General features: G+C 35.5%; 16 protein-coding genes and 1 tRNA gene. 14 read left to right on the forward strand and 3 right to left on the reverse strand.

Going from position 1 to position 18,007, the window contains the following annotated elements; genetic code table 11:
* Positions 1-65: 65 nt before the first annotated feature.
* Together bamE and J3U56_RS01435 are read right to left on the reverse strand one after the other, a co-directional pair.
* Positions 66-428 (reverse strand): outer membrane protein assembly factor BamE domain-containing protein, encoded by a 363-nt coding sequence (gene bamE, locus J3U56_RS01430; protein ID WP_267343564.1) that lies wholly within the window; start codon positions 426-428, stop codon positions 66-68.
* Between the two features lie 215 nt (positions 429-643).
* Entirely contained in the window at positions 644-907 is a 264-nt protein-coding gene (locus tag J3U56_RS01435; RefSeq protein ID WP_065634350.1) for a helix-turn-helix domain-containing protein, read from the reverse strand.
* Positions 908-1,084: 177 nt separating this feature from the next.
* Here J3U56_RS01435 and J3U56_RS01440 point away from each other — a divergent pair, with 177 nt between their 5' ends.
* The 14 genes from J3U56_RS01440 (at position 1,085) to J3U56_RS01500 (ending at position 16,470) form a co-directional block, all read left to right on the forward strand.
* Entirely contained in the window at positions 1,085-1,441 is a 357-nt protein-coding gene (locus J3U56_RS01440) for a DNA-binding protein (RefSeq protein WP_065634351.1), read from the forward strand.
* Between the two features lie 69 nt (positions 1,442-1,510).
* Positions 1,511-2,047 carry an RNA chaperone ProQ gene (gene proQ, locus J3U56_RS01445; protein ID WP_267366411.1) on the forward strand — a complete coding sequence of 179 codons (537 nt, stop codon included), beginning with the start codon at positions 1,511-1,513 and terminating at the stop codon, positions 2,045-2,047.
* Between the two features lie 9 nt (positions 2,048-2,056).
* On the forward strand, positions 2,057-4,129 hold the full coding sequence (prc, locus tag J3U56_RS01450) for a carboxy terminal-processing peptidase (RefSeq protein ID WP_267333316.1): 2,073 nt from the start codon (positions 2,057-2,059) through the stop codon (positions 4,127-4,129).
* Between the two features lie 34 nt (positions 4,130-4,163).
* The gene (locus tag J3U56_RS12100; RefSeq protein WP_416379566.1) at positions 4,164-4,253 is read left to right on the forward strand and encodes a YnhF family membrane protein; all 90 of its coding nucleotides are present in this window, start codon (positions 4,164-4,166) and stop codon (positions 4,251-4,253) included.
* A 70-nt stretch (positions 4,254-4,323) separates the two neighbouring features.
* Positions 4,324-4,411 (forward strand) — tRNA-Ser (locus J3U56_RS01455).
* A 154-nt stretch (positions 4,412-4,565) separates the two neighbouring features.
* Positions 4,566-5,459, forward strand: coding sequence for a 50S ribosomal protein L3 N(5)-glutamine methyltransferase (gene prmB, locus J3U56_RS01460; protein WP_267366413.1), 894 nt, complete (start codon positions 4,566-4,568; stop codon positions 5,457-5,459).
* Positions 5,460-5,488: 29 nt separating this feature from the next.
* Positions 5,489-6,562, forward strand: a complete 1,074-nt coding sequence (aroC, locus tag J3U56_RS01465) for a chorismate synthase (protein WP_267366415.1) — start codon at positions 5,489-5,491, stop codon at positions 6,560-6,562.
* Complete coding sequence (locus J3U56_RS01470) at positions 6,559-7,311, forward strand: TSUP family transporter (protein ID WP_267366417.1); 753 nt, start codon at positions 6,559-6,561, stop codon at positions 7,309-7,311. Before aroC ends, J3U56_RS01470 begins: the two co-directional genes overlap by 4 nt.
* Before the next feature lie 1,367 nt (positions 7,312-8,678).
* Complete coding sequence (locus tag J3U56_RS01475) at positions 8,679-9,416, forward strand: MBL fold metallo-hydrolase (protein WP_267333320.1); 738 nt, start codon at positions 8,679-8,681, stop codon at positions 9,414-9,416.
* A 326-nt stretch (positions 9,417-9,742) separates the two neighbouring features.
* Positions 9,743-10,666 carry a LysR family transcriptional regulator gene (locus J3U56_RS01480; RefSeq protein WP_267333321.1) on the forward strand — a complete coding sequence of 308 codons (924 nt, stop codon included), beginning with the start codon at positions 9,743-9,745 and terminating at the stop codon, positions 10,664-10,666.
* 149 nt (positions 10,667-10,815) lie between these two features.
* Positions 10,816-11,085, forward strand: coding sequence for a 30S ribosomal protein S15 (rpsO, locus tag J3U56_RS01485; RefSeq protein ID WP_065634359.1), 270 nt, complete (start codon positions 10,816-10,818; stop codon positions 11,083-11,085).
* Positions 11,086-11,360: 275 nt separating this feature from the next.
* The gene (gene pnp, locus J3U56_RS01490; protein ID WP_416379567.1) at positions 11,361-13,475 is read left to right on the forward strand and encodes a polyribonucleotide nucleotidyltransferase; all 2,115 of its coding nucleotides are present in this window, start codon (positions 11,361-11,363) and stop codon (positions 13,473-13,475) included.
* Positions 13,476-13,498: 23 nt separating this feature from the next.
* Positions 13,499-14,356 carry a lipoprotein NlpI gene (gene nlpI, locus J3U56_RS01495; protein ID WP_267333322.1) on the forward strand — a complete coding sequence of 286 codons (858 nt, stop codon included), beginning with the start codon at positions 13,499-13,501 and terminating at the stop codon, positions 14,354-14,356.
* A 344-nt stretch (positions 14,357-14,700) separates the two neighbouring features.
* Positions 14,701-16,470: a DEAD/DEAH family ATP-dependent RNA helicase gene (locus tag J3U56_RS01500; protein WP_267366419.1), complete on the forward strand. Its 1,770-nt coding sequence runs from the start codon at positions 14,701-14,703 to the stop codon at positions 16,468-16,470.
* 39 nt (positions 16,471-16,509) lie between these two features.
* Here J3U56_RS01500 and J3U56_RS01505 read toward each other — a convergent pair whose 3' ends face one another.
* The gene (locus tag J3U56_RS01505) at positions 16,510-17,904 is read right to left on the reverse strand and encodes an MFS transporter (protein ID WP_267343560.1); all 1,395 of its coding nucleotides are present in this window, start codon (positions 17,902-17,904) and stop codon (positions 16,510-16,512) included.
* Positions 17,905-18,007: the final 103 nt, after the last annotated feature.

The following is an 18,007-nucleotide window of genomic DNA, read 5'->3' on the forward strand; positions in this document are numbered from 1 at the left end:
TGTGAACTATTTTAATTACTAGCACATCAAAAAGATGCGCTAGCTTTTGTATTAAGATAAATCAATTACCATTTTTTCTGTCTTTCATTTTCGTCGTAATTAAACCAAGTTACAACACCGTTTGAAATTAGCACATCAAGTGTTCCTTCAAGAATATTATATTGGGTTTCGCCAATGAGCATATGACTGGTAGAGCTTTTTTTAGTATATTTATACGTCCACTGGGTCTCGTTAGCATTAATGACCTTTCTACTCGTTGGTTCGCCAAATAATGAAATTATCTGTGATTCGGTGGTTGCACCTTCAACGATGTGACTGACTTTTTCTTTACTTAATGGTGTGCCTTGTTCGACAAAATTCTTTTGACTACAGCTTGAAAGGATAATAATTGAAAATAGTGCGATAATGAATTTACTTATATTTTTCATGGTATTGTTACCTGACAACTAACATAATTTTTGAAGTGTCAATAATAACACATGCTCGTCAACGTTCAAGATGAGCGCATTTTTTAATTTTGAAAAAATCAAATTATCATTAATCAAAGAAATTGGTCGATTTTATGTAAATATGGAAACTATATGTGTTTTACTGTTTCCATATTTTCCGCGTATTTGTTATTAATGTACAATAATTTTTATTTTTAGTCTTTATTTTGTCTTAGGACGCGTTTTATTGGTTGGTTTGTATTTGAATTAATATAACGACTAGGCCAGATCTCATGAGGTTGTAAATTGAGAGCTTGAGCTATAATAACTTCGCCTTTAGTCCAGGGTCTAACTAACGCATTACTCAATGTTGATGAACTCAAACCCGATTGTCGGGATAGATTTGCCAGGGTCGTTCCTTGTTTTTTTAAGGCGGCAATAATGTCTGCAGGGTGCCAATCACTAGACTTTATTTTCATTTTTTATTTCCTCTTAGTTTATAACCTTGTGCATCTATGTTATGCTTTGATGTTACTAAAACAAGTAAGTTTACAATTGAACTTTAGTTATTAATAATTATGTTTCTTAATTTATTGTATCAAAGTTTCTTTAATTTCTGTAATTTTTTCTTATTGTGCTAAAATAGGATAGTGAAAATGAAAGAATGGTTCTCGTCAAAAGAGCTATCAAGCATTGCAGGGATGCCATCAACGATACAAGGCGTCAATCGAAAAGCTAGAGCCGAAAAATGGACTTCACGAAAAAGAACGGGTGTTCGTGGTAAAGCGCTAGAGTATCATATTGCCAGTTTACCGTTAGTTGTCAAAAAAGCACTGTATGCAGAAGAAGAAAGTGCAAGCTACGTCGTATCACCTATCGAACCTTTTCAACTATGGATGATTGCATTTGAACAATTATCGGATGATGAAAAATCTATCGTTGCATCTTGGTTAATGCGTAATGGTATTAAAGATTTTATTACTTTTATTAATAAACAGAAAAAAGATAATTAGTGTTATTGTTTAAGCTGAGATATACTTTAACGCTAGTAAAATTCAATTTAGTTGCTAATGGAATTACCAATGGAAAGTCAGTTTCAATTAACAAATAGTAAAGAGATTATTGCATATTTAGTCGAACAATTTCCTAATTGTTTTACGCTTGAAGGCGAAGCTAAACCCCTCAAAATAGGGATATTTCAAGATATCCTTTCTCGTTTGAGCGAAAGTGAAGTTCTGAGTAAAACCAAACTTCGTGTTGCATTGCGTGCTTATACGATGAGTTGGCGTTATTTATATAGTATTAAAGCGGGTGCTAATCGAGTTGATTTAGATGGAAATCCTAATGATCTTATTAATGAAGAACAAGAACAATACGCCCAACAACAGTTAAAAGAAAGTAAACAAAAAGCCAAAGAAAGAGCGAAAGAAAAACGTAAAAATTCTCGCCCACCAGTCAAAAAACCGAAGGCTTTAAAAGTGGGTGACTTTGTTAAAGTATTATTAGGCAATAAACCATTAAGAGTTCAAATCATTAATATTGAAAAAGAACATATTAAGGTGAATGTCGGCTCTGGCATGGAATTAACTGTTAAACCTGAGCATATTATTACCAAATAGAGAATTTGCATGAATAAATTACTCAAAGTTGTTATCAAATTAAGCCTTGTTTTATGTATTGTTAGCCAAAGTACGCAGGCTAAGCAAGTTAATAACGAGCAAATACCTGTTCTTAAACAAGATGATATACACCAAGTTGTGGCGAGAAGAGTTACTAACTATTTTACTCAAGCACATTATCGTAATTTTGCTTTAGATGGTGCTTTTTCGGCTAAAATTTTTGATCGTTATTTCAAAATGCTTGATGGTAGCAAAGCAATATTTATTCAAAGTGATGTGGATAGTTTTCGAAATAGGCAAGATTCGCTTGGACAAGAATTATTAGATGGTAATTTGAAAACTGCATACGATATTTATAATCTCGCCTTACAAAAGCGTTATGATCGTTATAAGTATGCTCTTGAGGTTTTGAAGCGCCCAATGGACTTCACCAATAATGACGAAATTGATTTTAAACGTGAAGATATTGCTTGGCCAACTTCTGAAAAAGAACTCGATGCCTATTGGGATAAACGTGTTAAATATGACGAGCTCAGTTTGTCTTTATCTGGTAAAAATGAAGCACAAATTCGTGAAGCACTAACCAAACGATATAATCGTGTTATAAAAACCATTTTACAATCCAATAATGAAGATGCATTCAAAGTGTTTATGAATGCTTTTGCACGTGAAATTGATCCGCATACCAGTTATTTAGCACCGCGTTCAAAACGTGATTTTGATTCTGAAATGAGTTTATCGTTTGAAGGTATTGGCGCAACGCTCAGCCAACAAGATGATTATACTGTCATCATGTCTTTTGTCACTGGTGGGCCGGCTGAAAAAAGTAAGTTGCTAGCTGTTGGCGATAAAATTATCGGTGTTGGTCAAAAAAACTCAGCTATTGAAGATGTTATCGGTTGGCGTTTAGACGACATTGTCGATAAAATTCGTGGTCCAAAAGGTACAGTAGTTAGATTAGAAATTTTACCAGCAGGTAATAATAGTAAATCTAAAATTATTGAACTAACGCGAGATAAGATTCATTTTGAAGATCGTGAAGCCAAATTAAAAATTATCAATAATGAACGTGGAAAAGTGGGTGTTATTGAGATTCCAAGTTTTTATATGGGTTTAACAGATAAAGTCCACGATCTATTATTGCAAGCTAAAAATGAACAATTGCAAGGATTAGTTATTGATTTACGTGATAATGGCGGTGGTTCTTTAGCTGAAGTTATTACCCTAACGGGATTATTTATTGACAATGGACCAGTAGTACAAGTTCGCGATAATTTACAAAAAGTTGTCGTTTACGACGATAAAAATAAAGGTGCCGACTATGCAGGTCCTATTGTTGTAATGGTCAATCGATATAGCGCTTCGGCTTCTGAAATTTTCGCCGCAGCCATGCAAGATTATGGACGCGCTGTTATTGTTGGTGAAACAACTTATGGTAAAGGCACGGTACAAACTTCTCGTAATATTGCCTATCCTTCTGATTCAAGATTACATCCCAATTGGCCTGAACTTGGCGGTGTGCAATATACTGTACAAAAATTTTACCGTATAAACGGTGGCAGTACCCAACTAAAAGGGGTTGAGCCTGACATTGAAATGAGTAAAACTAAATATATGGACGAAACGGGCGAGCGGTTCTTAGATAATGCTATGCCATGGGATAAAATTCCTTCGTCTGAATATTTGACTGTTGCTAATGTTAAACCGCTTCTACCTGATTTAACGGCTAAGCATTTAACGCGAATAGCTAAAAATCCTGAATTTATCTATCTTGAACAAGATATCAGTGATTTTAATAACAAGAAGGATCGTCAGTACATTGTTTCGTTGAACAAAAAATCGCGTGAAGCAGAGCGAAAAACTTATGATGATCGTGATCTAAAAAGAATGAATGAACGCTTGGCTCGTGAAGGAAAACCAGCCATCGCTAAATTAGACGATTTACCTAAGGACTATAAAATACCCGATGCTTATTTAAATGAAGCGATTGAAATTCTATTAGATTTAGCGCCTAACTATCCAAAAATTGATGTTAGTCAACCCGTAAGTGGATTTATTTCATTAGATCAATCAATTAAATAAAGCTGGGTTCAACAAATAATTGGAGATAATAAACATGTGTACAAATTTGAAATTTGCTTTAGTAACTGTTGTCGCTATACTAGTTGTTTTAGCCGCATTTGGTACTATTGTTGTAATGAATTAAAAAGCTTGATTAATTAGCTTGTGATCATTATAGTATGCAACCTGCTTTAATTAGCGGGTTGAGAAATTTTGGTGAGGTGTCCGAGTGGTTGAAGGAGCACGCCTGGAAAGTGTGTATACGGCAACGTATCAAGGGTTCGAATCCCTTCCTCACCGCCATAAATTTTTATTATTTAGTCATTGAAGGATAAAAGCCGTCAGGTTTTAACTGTCAGGAGTGACTTTCAATGTTACTTTGACAATATGCATTCACGTTAACAAGACCGAAAGTGACGAGTAGAACCTTCCTCCTCCTAGAATATTTGGAGCCATTATGGAAAACTTACGCACTGTTCAGGACGTTATACGCTGGACAACCTCCCAATTTAGCCAGTCTGATATCTATTTAGGTCATGGAACTGATAACCCGATTGATGAAGCCAAGCAGCTTATTTTAACAACATTAGGTTTATCATTATTTATTCCGCCAGAATTTTATGCCAGCAGTCTTACTGAGTCTGAAAAACAACAGTTACTGGATCTGATTCAAAAACGCATTGAAGATCGGGTTCCAACGCCTTATTTAACCAATCAAGCTTGGTTTTGTGGTCACCAATTTTATGTTGATGAACGGGTGTTAATACCGCGTTCACCAATTGGTGAATTAATTGATAATCACTTTTCCAACTTGTTAACAACTGAGCCTAATTCAATATTAGATATGTGTACAGGTAGCGGTTGTATTGGTATTGCCTGTGCATATGCATTTCCTGATGCGCAAGTTGATATTTCTGACATATCATTAGAGGCGTTAGATGTTGCGCAAACGAATATTGAATTACATGAAATGCAATTTCAAGTAACGCCGATATTATCGGATTTATTCGATAATCTGCCGGTTAAAAAATATGATGTTATTGTCTCAAATCCTCCTTATGTTGATGACGAAGACATGCGTGATCTCCCTGATGAGTTTTTATATGAACCTAAATTGGCATTAGAAGCGGGCGTTGATGGCTTAGATCTTGTGAAAAGAATTTTACGTGATTCCGTCAATTATCTAACACCAAATGGTGTTTTAATATGTGAAGTAGGAAATAGTTGGATCAGTTTGCAAGAACAATATCCTGATATTCCATTCAATTGGATAACGTTTGAACATGGTGGACTTGGTGTATTTTCAATATCGTGTCAAACCTTAATAGAATTTCACCACTATTTTAAATAATGTGTTATTAATCATTGGAAATAAAATTTATGTCTGGAAACTCGATCGGTAAGTTATTTAAAGTCACCACTTTTGGCGAATCACATGGCATAGCATTAGGATGTGTTGTAGATGGTGTACCACCGGGACTTGCTTTAACTGAATCCGATATGCAGCACGATCTCGATCGTCGCCGTCCTGGTTCTTCTCGTTATACTACGCAGCGCCGCGAAGCAGATCAAGTTAAAATATTATCAGGTGTTTTTGATGGTGTCACAACCGGCACCAGTATCGGTTTGATGATTGAAAATACCGATCAACGTTCACAAGATTATAGCAAAATTAAAGATATCTTTCGCCCTAGTCATGCTGACTACACCTACCAAAAAAAATATGGCATACGTGATTACCGAGGTGGCGGTCGATCATCGGCGCGCGAAACAGCAATGCGTGTTGCGGCAGGCGCTATAGCTAAAAAATATTTAAACGAAAAACTCGGCATTACTATTCGTGGTTATTTAGCTCAAATGGGTGATATTGAATGTCAATTAAGAGATTGGCAACAAGTTGAACAAAATTCCTTTTTTTGTGCTGATGAAAGTAAACTTGAGCAGCTTGATGAATTATTAAGAAAATTAAAAAAAGACGGCGACTCAATTGGTGCTAAAGTCACTGTTGTCGCTGAAAATGTACCTGTTGGGCTTGGCGAACCGGTTTTTGATAAGTTAGATGCTGAATTGGCTCATGCATTAATGAGTATCAATGCAGTTAAAGGGGTCGAAATAGGTGATGGCTTTGCTGTTATTACTAAACGTGGTAGCGAAAATCGCGACGAGATTAGTCCAGAAGGTTTTTTATCCAACCACGCCGGTGGCATCTTAGGCGGTATCAGCTCAGGACAAACCATTTTAGCCAACATTGCCTTAAAACCTACACCAAGCATTGAAATTGCAGGTCGATCGATCAATGTACAAGGTGAAGCCGTTGAAGTATCGACGCATGGTCGGCATGATCCATGCGTGGGTATAAGAGCAGTTCCCATCGCTGAAGCAATGGTTGCTATTGTTTTAATGGATCACTACCTTCGTTATCGTGCTCAATGCAGTGATGTGAATCCGCTATGAATTACGAACTCCTTATTCTGCTGTTTGCCATAGCAGTTTTAGCGGGATTTATCGACTCAATTGCCGGTGGAGGAGGGTTACTTACCGTGCCGGCACTATTGGCAGTCGGTTTACCGCCGGCTAGTGCCTTAGCGACTAATAAGTTACAAAGTTGTGGTGGATCATTCTCGGCTAGTCTCTACTTTATTCGTGAGCGCATGGTCAACCTTAAAGAACAAAAAACCGCAATCATCTTTGCCTTCATCGGCTCCGCAGTTGGTACCGTTTCGGTTATGCATATCCAAGCCGATTTTCTAAGACTATTATTACCGGTATTAACGATCAGTGTTGGGTTATATTTCCTTCTCTCACCAACAATCGGAGAACAAGACCGTAAAAGCCGCCTGACCACCCTACAATTTGCTCTTATTCCAGCGTTAGCAATTGGTTTTTATGACGGCTTTTTTGGACCCGGTGCCGGTTCTTTCTATGCTCTAGCCTATATTACCCTTGCAGGGTTTAATCTGACAAAAGCAACCGCGCATACCAAAGTGCTTAACTTTACCTCAAATTTAGCGGGATTGTTATTTTTTATTATGGGCGGACAAGTGGTCTGGTCGATAGGTTTAGTCATGTTAGTTGGACAATTTATCGGCGCAAGATTAGGTGCTAAAATGGTCATTGCGAAAGGAAGAAAATTAATAAGACCAATGTTAATTATTGTTTCTACAGTTATGAGCATTAAGCTTATTTATGAGAATTTCTTCTGATGATTAGATTTTGGTTTTGATTGTTAGATAACCGTCATTGATGATAAATTTTGTTTTAATATATTTAGCTAATAAAGCGTGGAACACTAAAGATTCACAATTTTAATCGTAATAATATAGTTACATTTAAGCTAAACTAATAGAACGATTTTTACATTTTCAATACTTTTGCAGTAAACGATCTAAATATACTTAATGCACTGTTTCAATGTAATGGTAATAATATGCTGCCATGGTTATCGCCCCAAAGCTAACAAGAATATTTGACACACTTCCTTAACGTTACGATTTAAAGTATAGGTTCGTTTATCAACGATTGTTGTTACTGTTTTAAATAAAAAGTAATTGAGGTATTTTTAACATTATTAAATAAATTATCGAGCAGAGTAATTATCAATTATAATTTGATCGCATTAGATTTCAAACAGACTGTTTCAAGTCAATATCATTTAAACATTATCAATAATTACCTCACCGTTTTTACCCTTTTTTTTCGCTGAATTTAAAGATCAATAAAATCAAAGCATTACAAAACAGTTAAAAAAAAGGGTTTTTAAGTAATAAAACAATATTTACCTTTATGCCAAAGGCGATTATAGTATGCGTTGTTCTAGCTCAATACCGTGTAGGTAGTTTAGAAACTATTTCAGTACCCCTATTTTCAATACGTTGTGCTCAATACCGTATAGGTAGTTTAGAAAAGCATTGTAGATGTCGGCCGAAGTTTTCGGCGGCTCAATACCGTGTAGGTAGTTAAAGAAAGCAAAAATTTGGCGAGGTAGATTTTTACATTTTAATAGCCTAACCGCAGGAAGTCTTTAGTTAAAGCTATAAAATGCCTTAACGTATTTCATTAAAATAAATGAGTTAACTATGAAATTGTCATTATGTGCCTTTATTCCAACTTTATATCAACTATCACCAAGCTTGTTTCAGCTAATAACCACACATAAATAGATATTTTGATGTGCTTTAAGCAACACACAATTAATACATAGGCCTTTAACATTCGAGGCATATAGTCTTTTTTTGTATTCAGACAACTCAATCTTGTTAAACTCCATATAGCAAAATATCTGCTCAAAAATTCTGTTTAGACTGATTATTAAATACCTTTACCACAGCTTATTTTTACAATTTATAAAAACAAGAAAGATTAAGCTTTATTAACAATGAAGGTAAAATTTTTGTCTGTTTGTTAAGTATTGCTAAAATGTAGAAGGTATATGAATGATAAAAATCAACAGTTAATTGATTAACCATATGTTATATTGTCAGTAAGGGATAGTGATACATAGCGTGGTTCAATAATACCAATACAGGCTAATTAACTTACGGATATAAGTATCGAATAAGGTGAGCATAAAATGAAAATAATTGTACTTGCTATAAAATTTGAATATAACGGTATTGAGCAGATAATTAATCCTGTCATTATACAAGATGATAGTCATATGATCTTAATTGATGCGGGGTATCCTTGTCAGTTTGAGTTATTTGAAGCAGCAGCAAAAAAGAGTGATCTTGATTTAAATAAGTTATCTCATATTATCATTACGCATCATGATTTCGATCATATTGGTTCGTTAGCAGAATTTAAGAAAAGATTTCCTCATATTCAAATATTGTCATCAAGTATAGAAAAAGCCTATATAGAAAAGCATAAAAAACCATTGCGTTTAGAGCAAGCAGAAAAAAGATATCCTTTCTTGTCGGATAATGATAAGCAACAAGCACTGATTTTTCATAAAATATTAGAAAATATAGAAGGTGTTAAGGTAGATGATATTTTGCTCAACCATCAAGTTTTACCTATTGGTGAAGGGGTAGAGGTTATTTTTACGCCTGGGCATACCCAAGGTCACATATCGTTATATATCAAGGAAAATAAAACCCTGATAGCGGGTGATGCACTCGTTTTGGTTAATGATAAATTAGTTATACCTTTTCCAGAGTTTGCTTATGATTTGGCTCAAGCCCAAAGTTCTATAAAAAATCTGATGAATTATGATATTGATGAGATGATTTGTTATCATGGCGGCAGTTATAAAGGTAACTGGCAAGATAGACTGAATTTAGACAATGATTTAATCGAAAATCCATAAACACAAGCATAATGTTTACTATTGATACCGATATTCTTAATATAAAATACGCGGTGTTAGCTAATACTTTTTTAATTAAAAAGTGAATGATGAGTTGCAAAAGCCTGCTATGTGCATTATGTGGATGAAAAAATCAAAGGTAGGAAATTTATTGCGTGTTTTTCATTAGTTGGATAATGTTTAAAAAATGTTTTAGATAAAAATGGACTAATTATTATCTGATTTAATTTTTTTAAGTTTGTCTATCTTATAATCATTAATATCTGTTATATTCTTAATTATATCAAGGCAAATGATTTGCTGAAAAAACTTTATCAATTCACGTTATGAAATTACAACAATTACGCTATATTTTAGAAATAGCTCGATCAGGCTCCATCAATGAAGCGGCTAAAAATTTATATATTACCCAACCCAGCTTGTCGACAGCGGTTAAAGAGTTAGAGGCCGAATTTGGCATTGAAATTTTTGTACGCACTTCAAAGGGAGTATCTTTATCAACCGATGGTGTAGAGTTTTTGGGGTATGCCAAACAAGTATTGGATCAAGCTGAGTTATTAGAACAGCACTATGCTAAAAAGGCGCCCTCAAAGCAACTATGTAGCATTTCGACCCAGCACTATGCGTTTGCCGTGAATGCCTTTGTTAATTTAATCAAGAAGAATCATACTGACGAATATGAATTTACCTTACGTGAAACGCGAACTTACGACATTATTACCGATGTGGCTAATTTACGTAGTGAAGTGGGTATACTCTATTTAACTGATTTTAATCAAAAAGTCATATTGCGGTTACTTAAAGAGCATCGTTTAACATTTAATCCTTTGTTTGAAGCCGATCCACATGTGTTTATTAGTACCCATCATCCTTTAGCTGCGATGAAATCGTTAACCTTACATGATCTGGAAGATTATCCGTATTTATCATTTGAGCAAGGTGAATATAATTCGTTTTATTTTTCTGAAGAGATTTTAAGTACGGTCTATCATAAAAAAAGCATTCATGTGAGTGATAGGGCAACGTTATTTAATTTATTACATGGATTAAATGGTTACACAATTAGCACTGGGGTTTTAAGTACCGATTTGAATGGTTCTGATATTTTATCAATTCCACTGAGTGTTAATGAAAAAATATTAATCGGTTGGATTACCTCTCAAAAAGTGCAATTGAGTATGTCGGCACAAAACTATATAGAAGCACTAAAAAAACTGATACAAGAAGAATATGGTTTTAAGCTTAAGTAGCAGGCAATAATGACCATAATTCAAATTGCTATTTTAATAAATTTGAGTATAATTGCGCACAATTCATATAATGTTTATATGAATATCGAGGTATGTCTGAATTAGAGATCGGACATTCCATCATTAATATTAATTTTAAGAGGTTTATTATGTCTCTAACTGTAGAAGCGAAAGCGAAAATTGTTGCCGAATATGGTCGTGGTACTAATGACACAGGTTCAACTGAAGTTCAAGTTGCTCTTTTAACTGCACGTATTAATGACTTACAAGGTCATTTTTCAGCGCATAAAAAAGATCACCATAGCCGTCGTGGTTTATTACGTATGGTTTCTAGCCGTCGTAAATTATTAGATTATTTACGTCGTAAAGATATCGAACGTTACAACCAACTAATTCAAAAATTAGGCTTACGTCGCTAATAACTTATCTACTTGGAAAGAGGCTTAGGCCTCTTTTTCGTTGTGAAAAATTAGGACTCTGATATAATATCGAGCTCGGAAAAATAAAAGATTGTATCTCATGTTTCGCGCGACTAATGAGAGCTCTATAGTTTATAGATTTGTCATTAGTCGTGACAGTGAAATAATCTTTTGTTTGATATCCCCACACTGTTGAAGTGAGTAGCCTAATTCGTGTTATGTTACTTTTTGTTCAAATTCAAACTTCAACACACAAAATACAAGAGGAAATTGTTTTGTTTAATCCGACACATCAAAAATTTCAATATGGTCGTCATACCGTAACTTTAGAAACGGGTATAATGGCTCGACAAGCAACAGCTGCGGTAATGGTTAATATGGATGATACGGCTGTTTTTGTCACCGTTGTTGCTGATAAAAAAGTGAAAGAAGGTCAAGACTTTTTTCCTTTAACCGTAAATTATCAAGAACGTAGTTATGCAGCCGGTCGTATTCCTGGGGGCTTTTTTAAACGTGAAGGTCGTCCTAGCGAAGGCGAAACGTTAATTGCTCGTTTAATTGACCGACCACTTCGTCCACTATTTCCAGAAGGATTTGTTAACGAAATTCAAATTATCGCAACAGTTGTTTCTGTGAATCCTGACGTGAGTCCTGATTTAGTTGCGATGATTGGTGCTTCAGCTGCCCTTTGTTTATCTGGCGTACCGTTTCATGGTCCTATTGGCGCCGCTCGAGTTGGTTTTATTAATGATGAGTTTGTTCTTAATCCATCAGTTAAAGAACTAGCACATAGCCGTTTAGACTTAGTAGTAGCTGGGACAAAAAGTGCAGTATTAATGGTTGAGTCTGAGGCGGATCTGCTTTCAGAAGATCAGATGCTAGCAGCTGTGGTATTTGGCCATGATCAACAACAAGTTGTCATTGATAATATTAATGAATTTGTTGCTAAAGCAAATTGTGAAAAATGGGATTGGGTTGCGCCAGCTAAGAACGAAGCTTTATATAATGCTGTTGCCGAATTGGCTAAAGATCGTTTAGGTGAAGCTTATCGAATTACTGAAAAGCAAGCACGTTATGCACAAATTGATCTCATTAAAGACGATGTGTTAGCAACGTTAAAAGCACAAGATGAAGAACTCGATGAAAATCAAGTCATTAACATTATTGTTGAATTAGAAAGTCAAATTGTTCGCCAACGTGTTATTGCTGGTGAACCGCGCATTGATGGTCGTGAAAAAGATATGATCCGTGCGCTAGATATTCGTACTAATGTGTTACCAAGAACGCATGGTAGTGCATTGTTTACGCGTGGTGAAACGCAAGCACTGGTTACTGCAACACTAGGAACAGAGCGCGATGCACAAATTATTGATGAGCTAACAGGTGAGTATACAGAACGTTTCTTACTTCATTATAACTTCCCACCATATTCAGTTGGTGAAACAGGTATGGTCGGTTCACCAAAACGTCGTGAAATTGGTCATGGGCGCTTAGCTAAGCGTGGTGTTGCAGCTGTAATGCCAAGCAAAGAAGAGTTTCCATATACTGTGCGCGTAGTGTCTGAAATTACTGAATCTAATGGTTCATCTTCAATGGCTTCTGTGTGCGGTGCTTCACTTGCATTAATGGATGCTGGTGTGCCAATCAAATCTTCTGTTGCTGGTATTGCGATGGGACTTGTGAAAGAAGGCGATAATTTTGTTGTTCTATCTGATATTTTGGGTGATGAAGATCACCTTGGCGATATGGATTTTAAAGTAGCCGGTACACGTGAAGGTGTAAGTGCGCTGCAAATGGATATCAAAATTGAGGGTATTACTAAAGAAATTATGCAAATTGCCCTTAATCAAGCTAAAGGTGCACGTTTACATATCTTAGGTGTGATGGAGCAAGCAATTAATAAACCTCGTCAAGAGATCTCTGAATTTGCGCCTCGCATTTATACCATGAATGTCAATCCAGATAAAATTCGCGATATTATTGGTAAAGGTGGGGCAACGATTCGAGCCTTAACGGAAGAAACGGGTACTACGATTGAAATCACTGATGATGGTACAGTAAAAATTGCGGCATCTGATGGTAATAAAGCTAAAGATGCAATGAATCGTATCAATAATTTAGTTGCTGATGTTGAGTTGGGTAAAATTTATACCGGTAAAGTGACACGAATTGTTGATTTTGGTGCTTTTGTATCAATCATTGGTGGTAAAGAAGGTCTTGTGCATGTTTCTCAAATTGCTGATCATCGCGTTGAGAAAGTTTCTGATTACTTGAAAGTTGGACAAGAAGTGAATGTTAAAGTATTAGAAATAGATCGGCAGGGTAGAATTCGTTTAAGCATGAAAGATGCTGTTGAGCCTGCTGCTGATGTCGCACCAATTACTGAATAAAATGTCATTCACTAGGAGTTAAAATGAGACTATTCAACCTGAGAATTATCTGCTTTTTGCTAGCTGTTATTCTTTTATCAGGTTGTTCTAACTCTTTACCTGTACTGGCTGTTCCTGAGCAAGTTTCTTACGAGGATGAATTGAAAATTGCTCAGCTCAGTCAGCAGTTATCACAAAATGATATTGATACCATTACACGTATGCAGCTCATTTTTGAGCGAGGTATTGTCTACGATTCATTAGGTTTTAAAGCTTTTGCATACAGTGATTTTACACATTTGCTAAGCTTTAATCCTGAAATTCCAGATTTGTATAATTTTTTAGGTAATTATGCACTTCGCGATGGTGACTTCGATTCGGCTTTAGCATCGTTTAATACTACCTTAGAGCTTGATCCTGCTTATGCGTATGCCTACTTAAATCGTGCAATTACGTTGTACCGTACTGGGCATTATCAATCAGCAGATCGTGATGCGTTGCAATTTTATCAATATGATGTGAATGAACCCATTCGAATTTTGTGGCTTTATTTGATCGAAAAAGAAATCGATAATAAAGTTGCACAGCATGAGCTACAAAAACGTTATGATCTGCTTAATGATAAAACGATTTATAGTAGCGATATTGTTGCATTTTATTTAGGTAAAATTAATGAATCTAAATTGATGCAAAATCTTCAACAAGGTGTAGAAAGTAATCGGCAATTAGCTGAGCGCCTATGTGAAGCCTACTTTTACTTAGGTAAATATTATCAAAGTAAAGGTGATAATGAGCGTGCCAAAATGTTATTTAAATATGCTTTAGCTAATAATATTTATAACTTTGTTGAACATCAACAGGCACTCTACGAAATGAAGTTACTTGAAGAAAAAGAAAAGTAACAAGGGTCATGCCAGTTTAAAAGTGAAAATATTGTTATAGCGTAGTTCTGATTTGCCAATAATATACTCCTGAATTTTAATGATTTGATTATTTTGCTTTATCTATTTTATGATAAAACGCTAATCATCGTTAAATTTTGCTGAGTAATTATCGATAGTATTAATATTGGCAGTTAGTTATTGGGGTGAGTTGTAAATTTTCAATTTAGTGAGCTGGCATAAATTTATCTATTCTTGGTTTTATTAAATTAGCCATGGCACATTGCCGATATTAAGTTGTGCTTAATATTATTAACAGTGCAAATAACCTGTTTAGATATAATAAAATTTATAAGCGAGTTTACATGACAAAAGAAGTTTCTTTTATTGACCTTGGTTTATCCGAGGATATCCTTAATGCATTAAATGATCTTGGTTTTAGCAAACCATCACCGATTCAAGCTGAATGTATTCCTTTATTGTTAGCAGGTAACGATGTATTAGGAATGGCACAAACTGGCAGTGGTAAAACTGCTGCTTTTTCTATCCCATTTTTAATGAATATAGATGCTAATTTAAAAGTACCACAACTGTTGGTTTTAGCACCAACACGAGAGTTGGCTATTCAAGTTGCCGATGCATTTGCTGAATATGCAAAATATATGAAAGGCATAAAAGTTTTAGCATTATATGGTGGACAACGTTACGATGTACAATTACGCGCTTTAAAACAAGGTCCGCAAATTGTAGTCGGAACACCGGGGCGATTACTGGATCACTTAAACCGTAAAACATTAGATCTGTCTAATCTTAAAGGTTTAGTTCTTGATGAAGCTGACGAAATGTTAAGAATGGGCTTTATTGATGATGTTGAAAGTATCATGGCAACGATTCCTGAAAATCATCAAACAGCACTATTTTCAGCAACAATGCCAGCACCTATTCGTCGCATTACTAAACGGTTTATGCAAAACCCTAAAGAAGTGCAAATTAAAGGAACCAATCAAACCGCACCTGATATTGATCAGAGTTATTGGTTAGTCAGAGGTATGCGTAAAAACGAAGCAATTATTCGTTTTTTAGAAGCTGAAGATTTTGATGCTGCGATTATCTTTGTTAGAACCAAAAGCGCCACGTTAGATGTTGCCGACGTTCTTGAAAAACATGGTTATAGCTGCGCAGCATTAAATGGTGACATGACGCAGCAATTACGAGAGCAAACTCTTGATCGTTTACGTAATGGTCGATTAGATATTTTAATTGCAACCGATGTTGCAGCACGTGGTTTAGATGTTGAACGTATTAGCTTAGTCATCAACTATGATATTACACTTGATTCTGAATCTTATGTTCATCGAATAGGGCGAACCGGTCGCGCAGGTCGAGCTGGACGCGCGATTTTATTTGTCGATAGCCGTGAGCGCCGTTTGCTTAAAAACATTGAACAAACCATTAAAAAATCAATACCAGAAGTCGCATTACCTTCAAAAGAATTGATTGAAAAACGTCGTTTAGCAAAATTTACTGAGCAAGTACAAAAACAGTTAGAAAGTGCTGATCTTAATCAATATCAAGCACTCTTATCACAAATTCAAGCAAGCTGTGATACAGATTTAGAAACGATCGCTACTGCGATTTTAAAAATGGCTCAGGGCGAGCGCCCGTTAATATTACCACCAGATCCAGTGATAAAACCATCTCGTGATAGTCGCGATCGTGATAATCGCAGTGGTGAGCGCCGTTTGCGTGGTGATAATCGTGAAACACCAAAACGTCGAGAACGTCGTGATGTTGGCGATATGGACATGTATCGAATCGAGATTGGTAAAGAGAATGGTGTTGAAGTTCGACATATTGTTGGTGCCATTGCTAATGAAGCTGATATAAGTAGTCGTTATATTGGTAATATCAAACTTTACGAAACTTATTCAACTGTTGAATTACCTAAAGGTATGCCTCAAGACATTCTTAAACACTTCGAAAAGGTAAGAGTGCTTAATCAACCGATGAAAATGAGCTTAGTGAGTAATGCTTCATCTGATAATAGACGTGGTGGACGTAGAAGTAGTAAATCTGAGTCGAATGATAAAGGATTTTCGAAAAAACGAGGTCGCTCGTCAGCACCAAAATTTTAATTAATTTAACCTCTGCCTTAAGGCAGAGGCTTTTCTTCGTTATTTTATTCCTCGCACATTATCACCAGCATTTTTAGGTAGTGTAATAAAATCAATCATAGCAATGATTGTCAGCCCTGCAACCATCAATAAAGCAAATTGAAAGTCTTCAACACTTAACATTGTTTTATTATGATCATGGTAACAAGATGCAATAAATAAGAATAATGCCCCTAGTACAATGCCAAGAACATTATTAAGTTGCTGTGCTAAAGTAGATAAAATATTGGCACTTTGAACTTCACTTTTTTCGATTTCAGAAAAACCTAGTGTATTTAAGGTAGTAAATTGGATTGATCGTGCTCCTCCTGATAGAAAAAGAACGATAATCATAGTAATAATCGAGGTTTGTTCTGTAAAAAATGCACATAAAATAAAACTCGCTGATAACACTATTCCGTTAATAATCAGTATATTTCGAAAACCGAATCGTTCAATTAACGGTGTATTGATCAATTTAAAAAGAATATTACCAACAAATAGCACCAGCAATAAAGCACCTGCTGTTAATGGTGAGTATCCAAATCCAACTTGAAACATCAAAGGTAAAAGAAATGGGGCACTGCTTAAGGCGATTCGGATTAAGGATCCCCCAAAAAACATGGTTCTAAATGTACGTTTAGAAAACGCCTGTAAGCTAATCAGTGGATGTGTGCTGTGAGTTAAGTGATAACATGCCATTGTTAACATTATGCAGCCAAGTAAAACGATTGAAAGGCTTATTCCTATACTCTTTTGTGAATGTGAAATCATTTCAAGTCCATAAACAAAGAGCAATAAACCTGATCCACACAAAATAAAACCAATGCCATCAAATGCGCGTATTTGCGGTAGTTCTTTTGGTAGAAGTTTGAATGCATAAAAAAGGGCAATAAATCCAAGTGGAATATTTAAAACGAAAATCCAATGCCATGTTAGATATTGCGCGAAAAATCCACCAATCACAGGTCCCATGACCGGAGCGATTAATCCTGGCCAGACCAGTATTGATATAGTATTGACTAAATTTTGTTTTTCAGTCCGGCTAAGTACCACCGTGCGGCCAACAGGGACCATTAACGATCCTGCCAATCCTTGGCATAATCTTGCCAGCGTAAACATGGTTAGATTAGTTGAGAGTGCACAGAGTAAAGATGCTAACATAAACAAAACAATCGAGATTGAAAAAATTCGATGTGCAGTAAAACGATTAGCCAGCCAACCACTTGCAGGTAAACCTATGGTAAGGGCTAACATATAGGCACTAATTCCAACTGAGATATCTTGAGGATTAACTGAAAATGATTTTGCGATATTAGGAATAGCGGTAGTAATAACTGTCGCGTCTAAATTTTCCATAAAAAATGTTGCGGCGACTAAAATTGCCATTTTCTGGACGTTACTACGTTGTTGCATAAAAAACACCAATACAAATAAATACTGCAAATATTATATACTACAAAAAGAAAACGCTAAGACAATAATTATTTTTGAGAAATAACCGTGACTTACAAAGGTT

It is taken from the genome of Gilliamella sp. B2824 (genome assembly GCF_026536245.1).
GTDB lineage: Bacteria > Pseudomonadota > Gammaproteobacteria > Enterobacterales > Orbaceae > Gilliamella.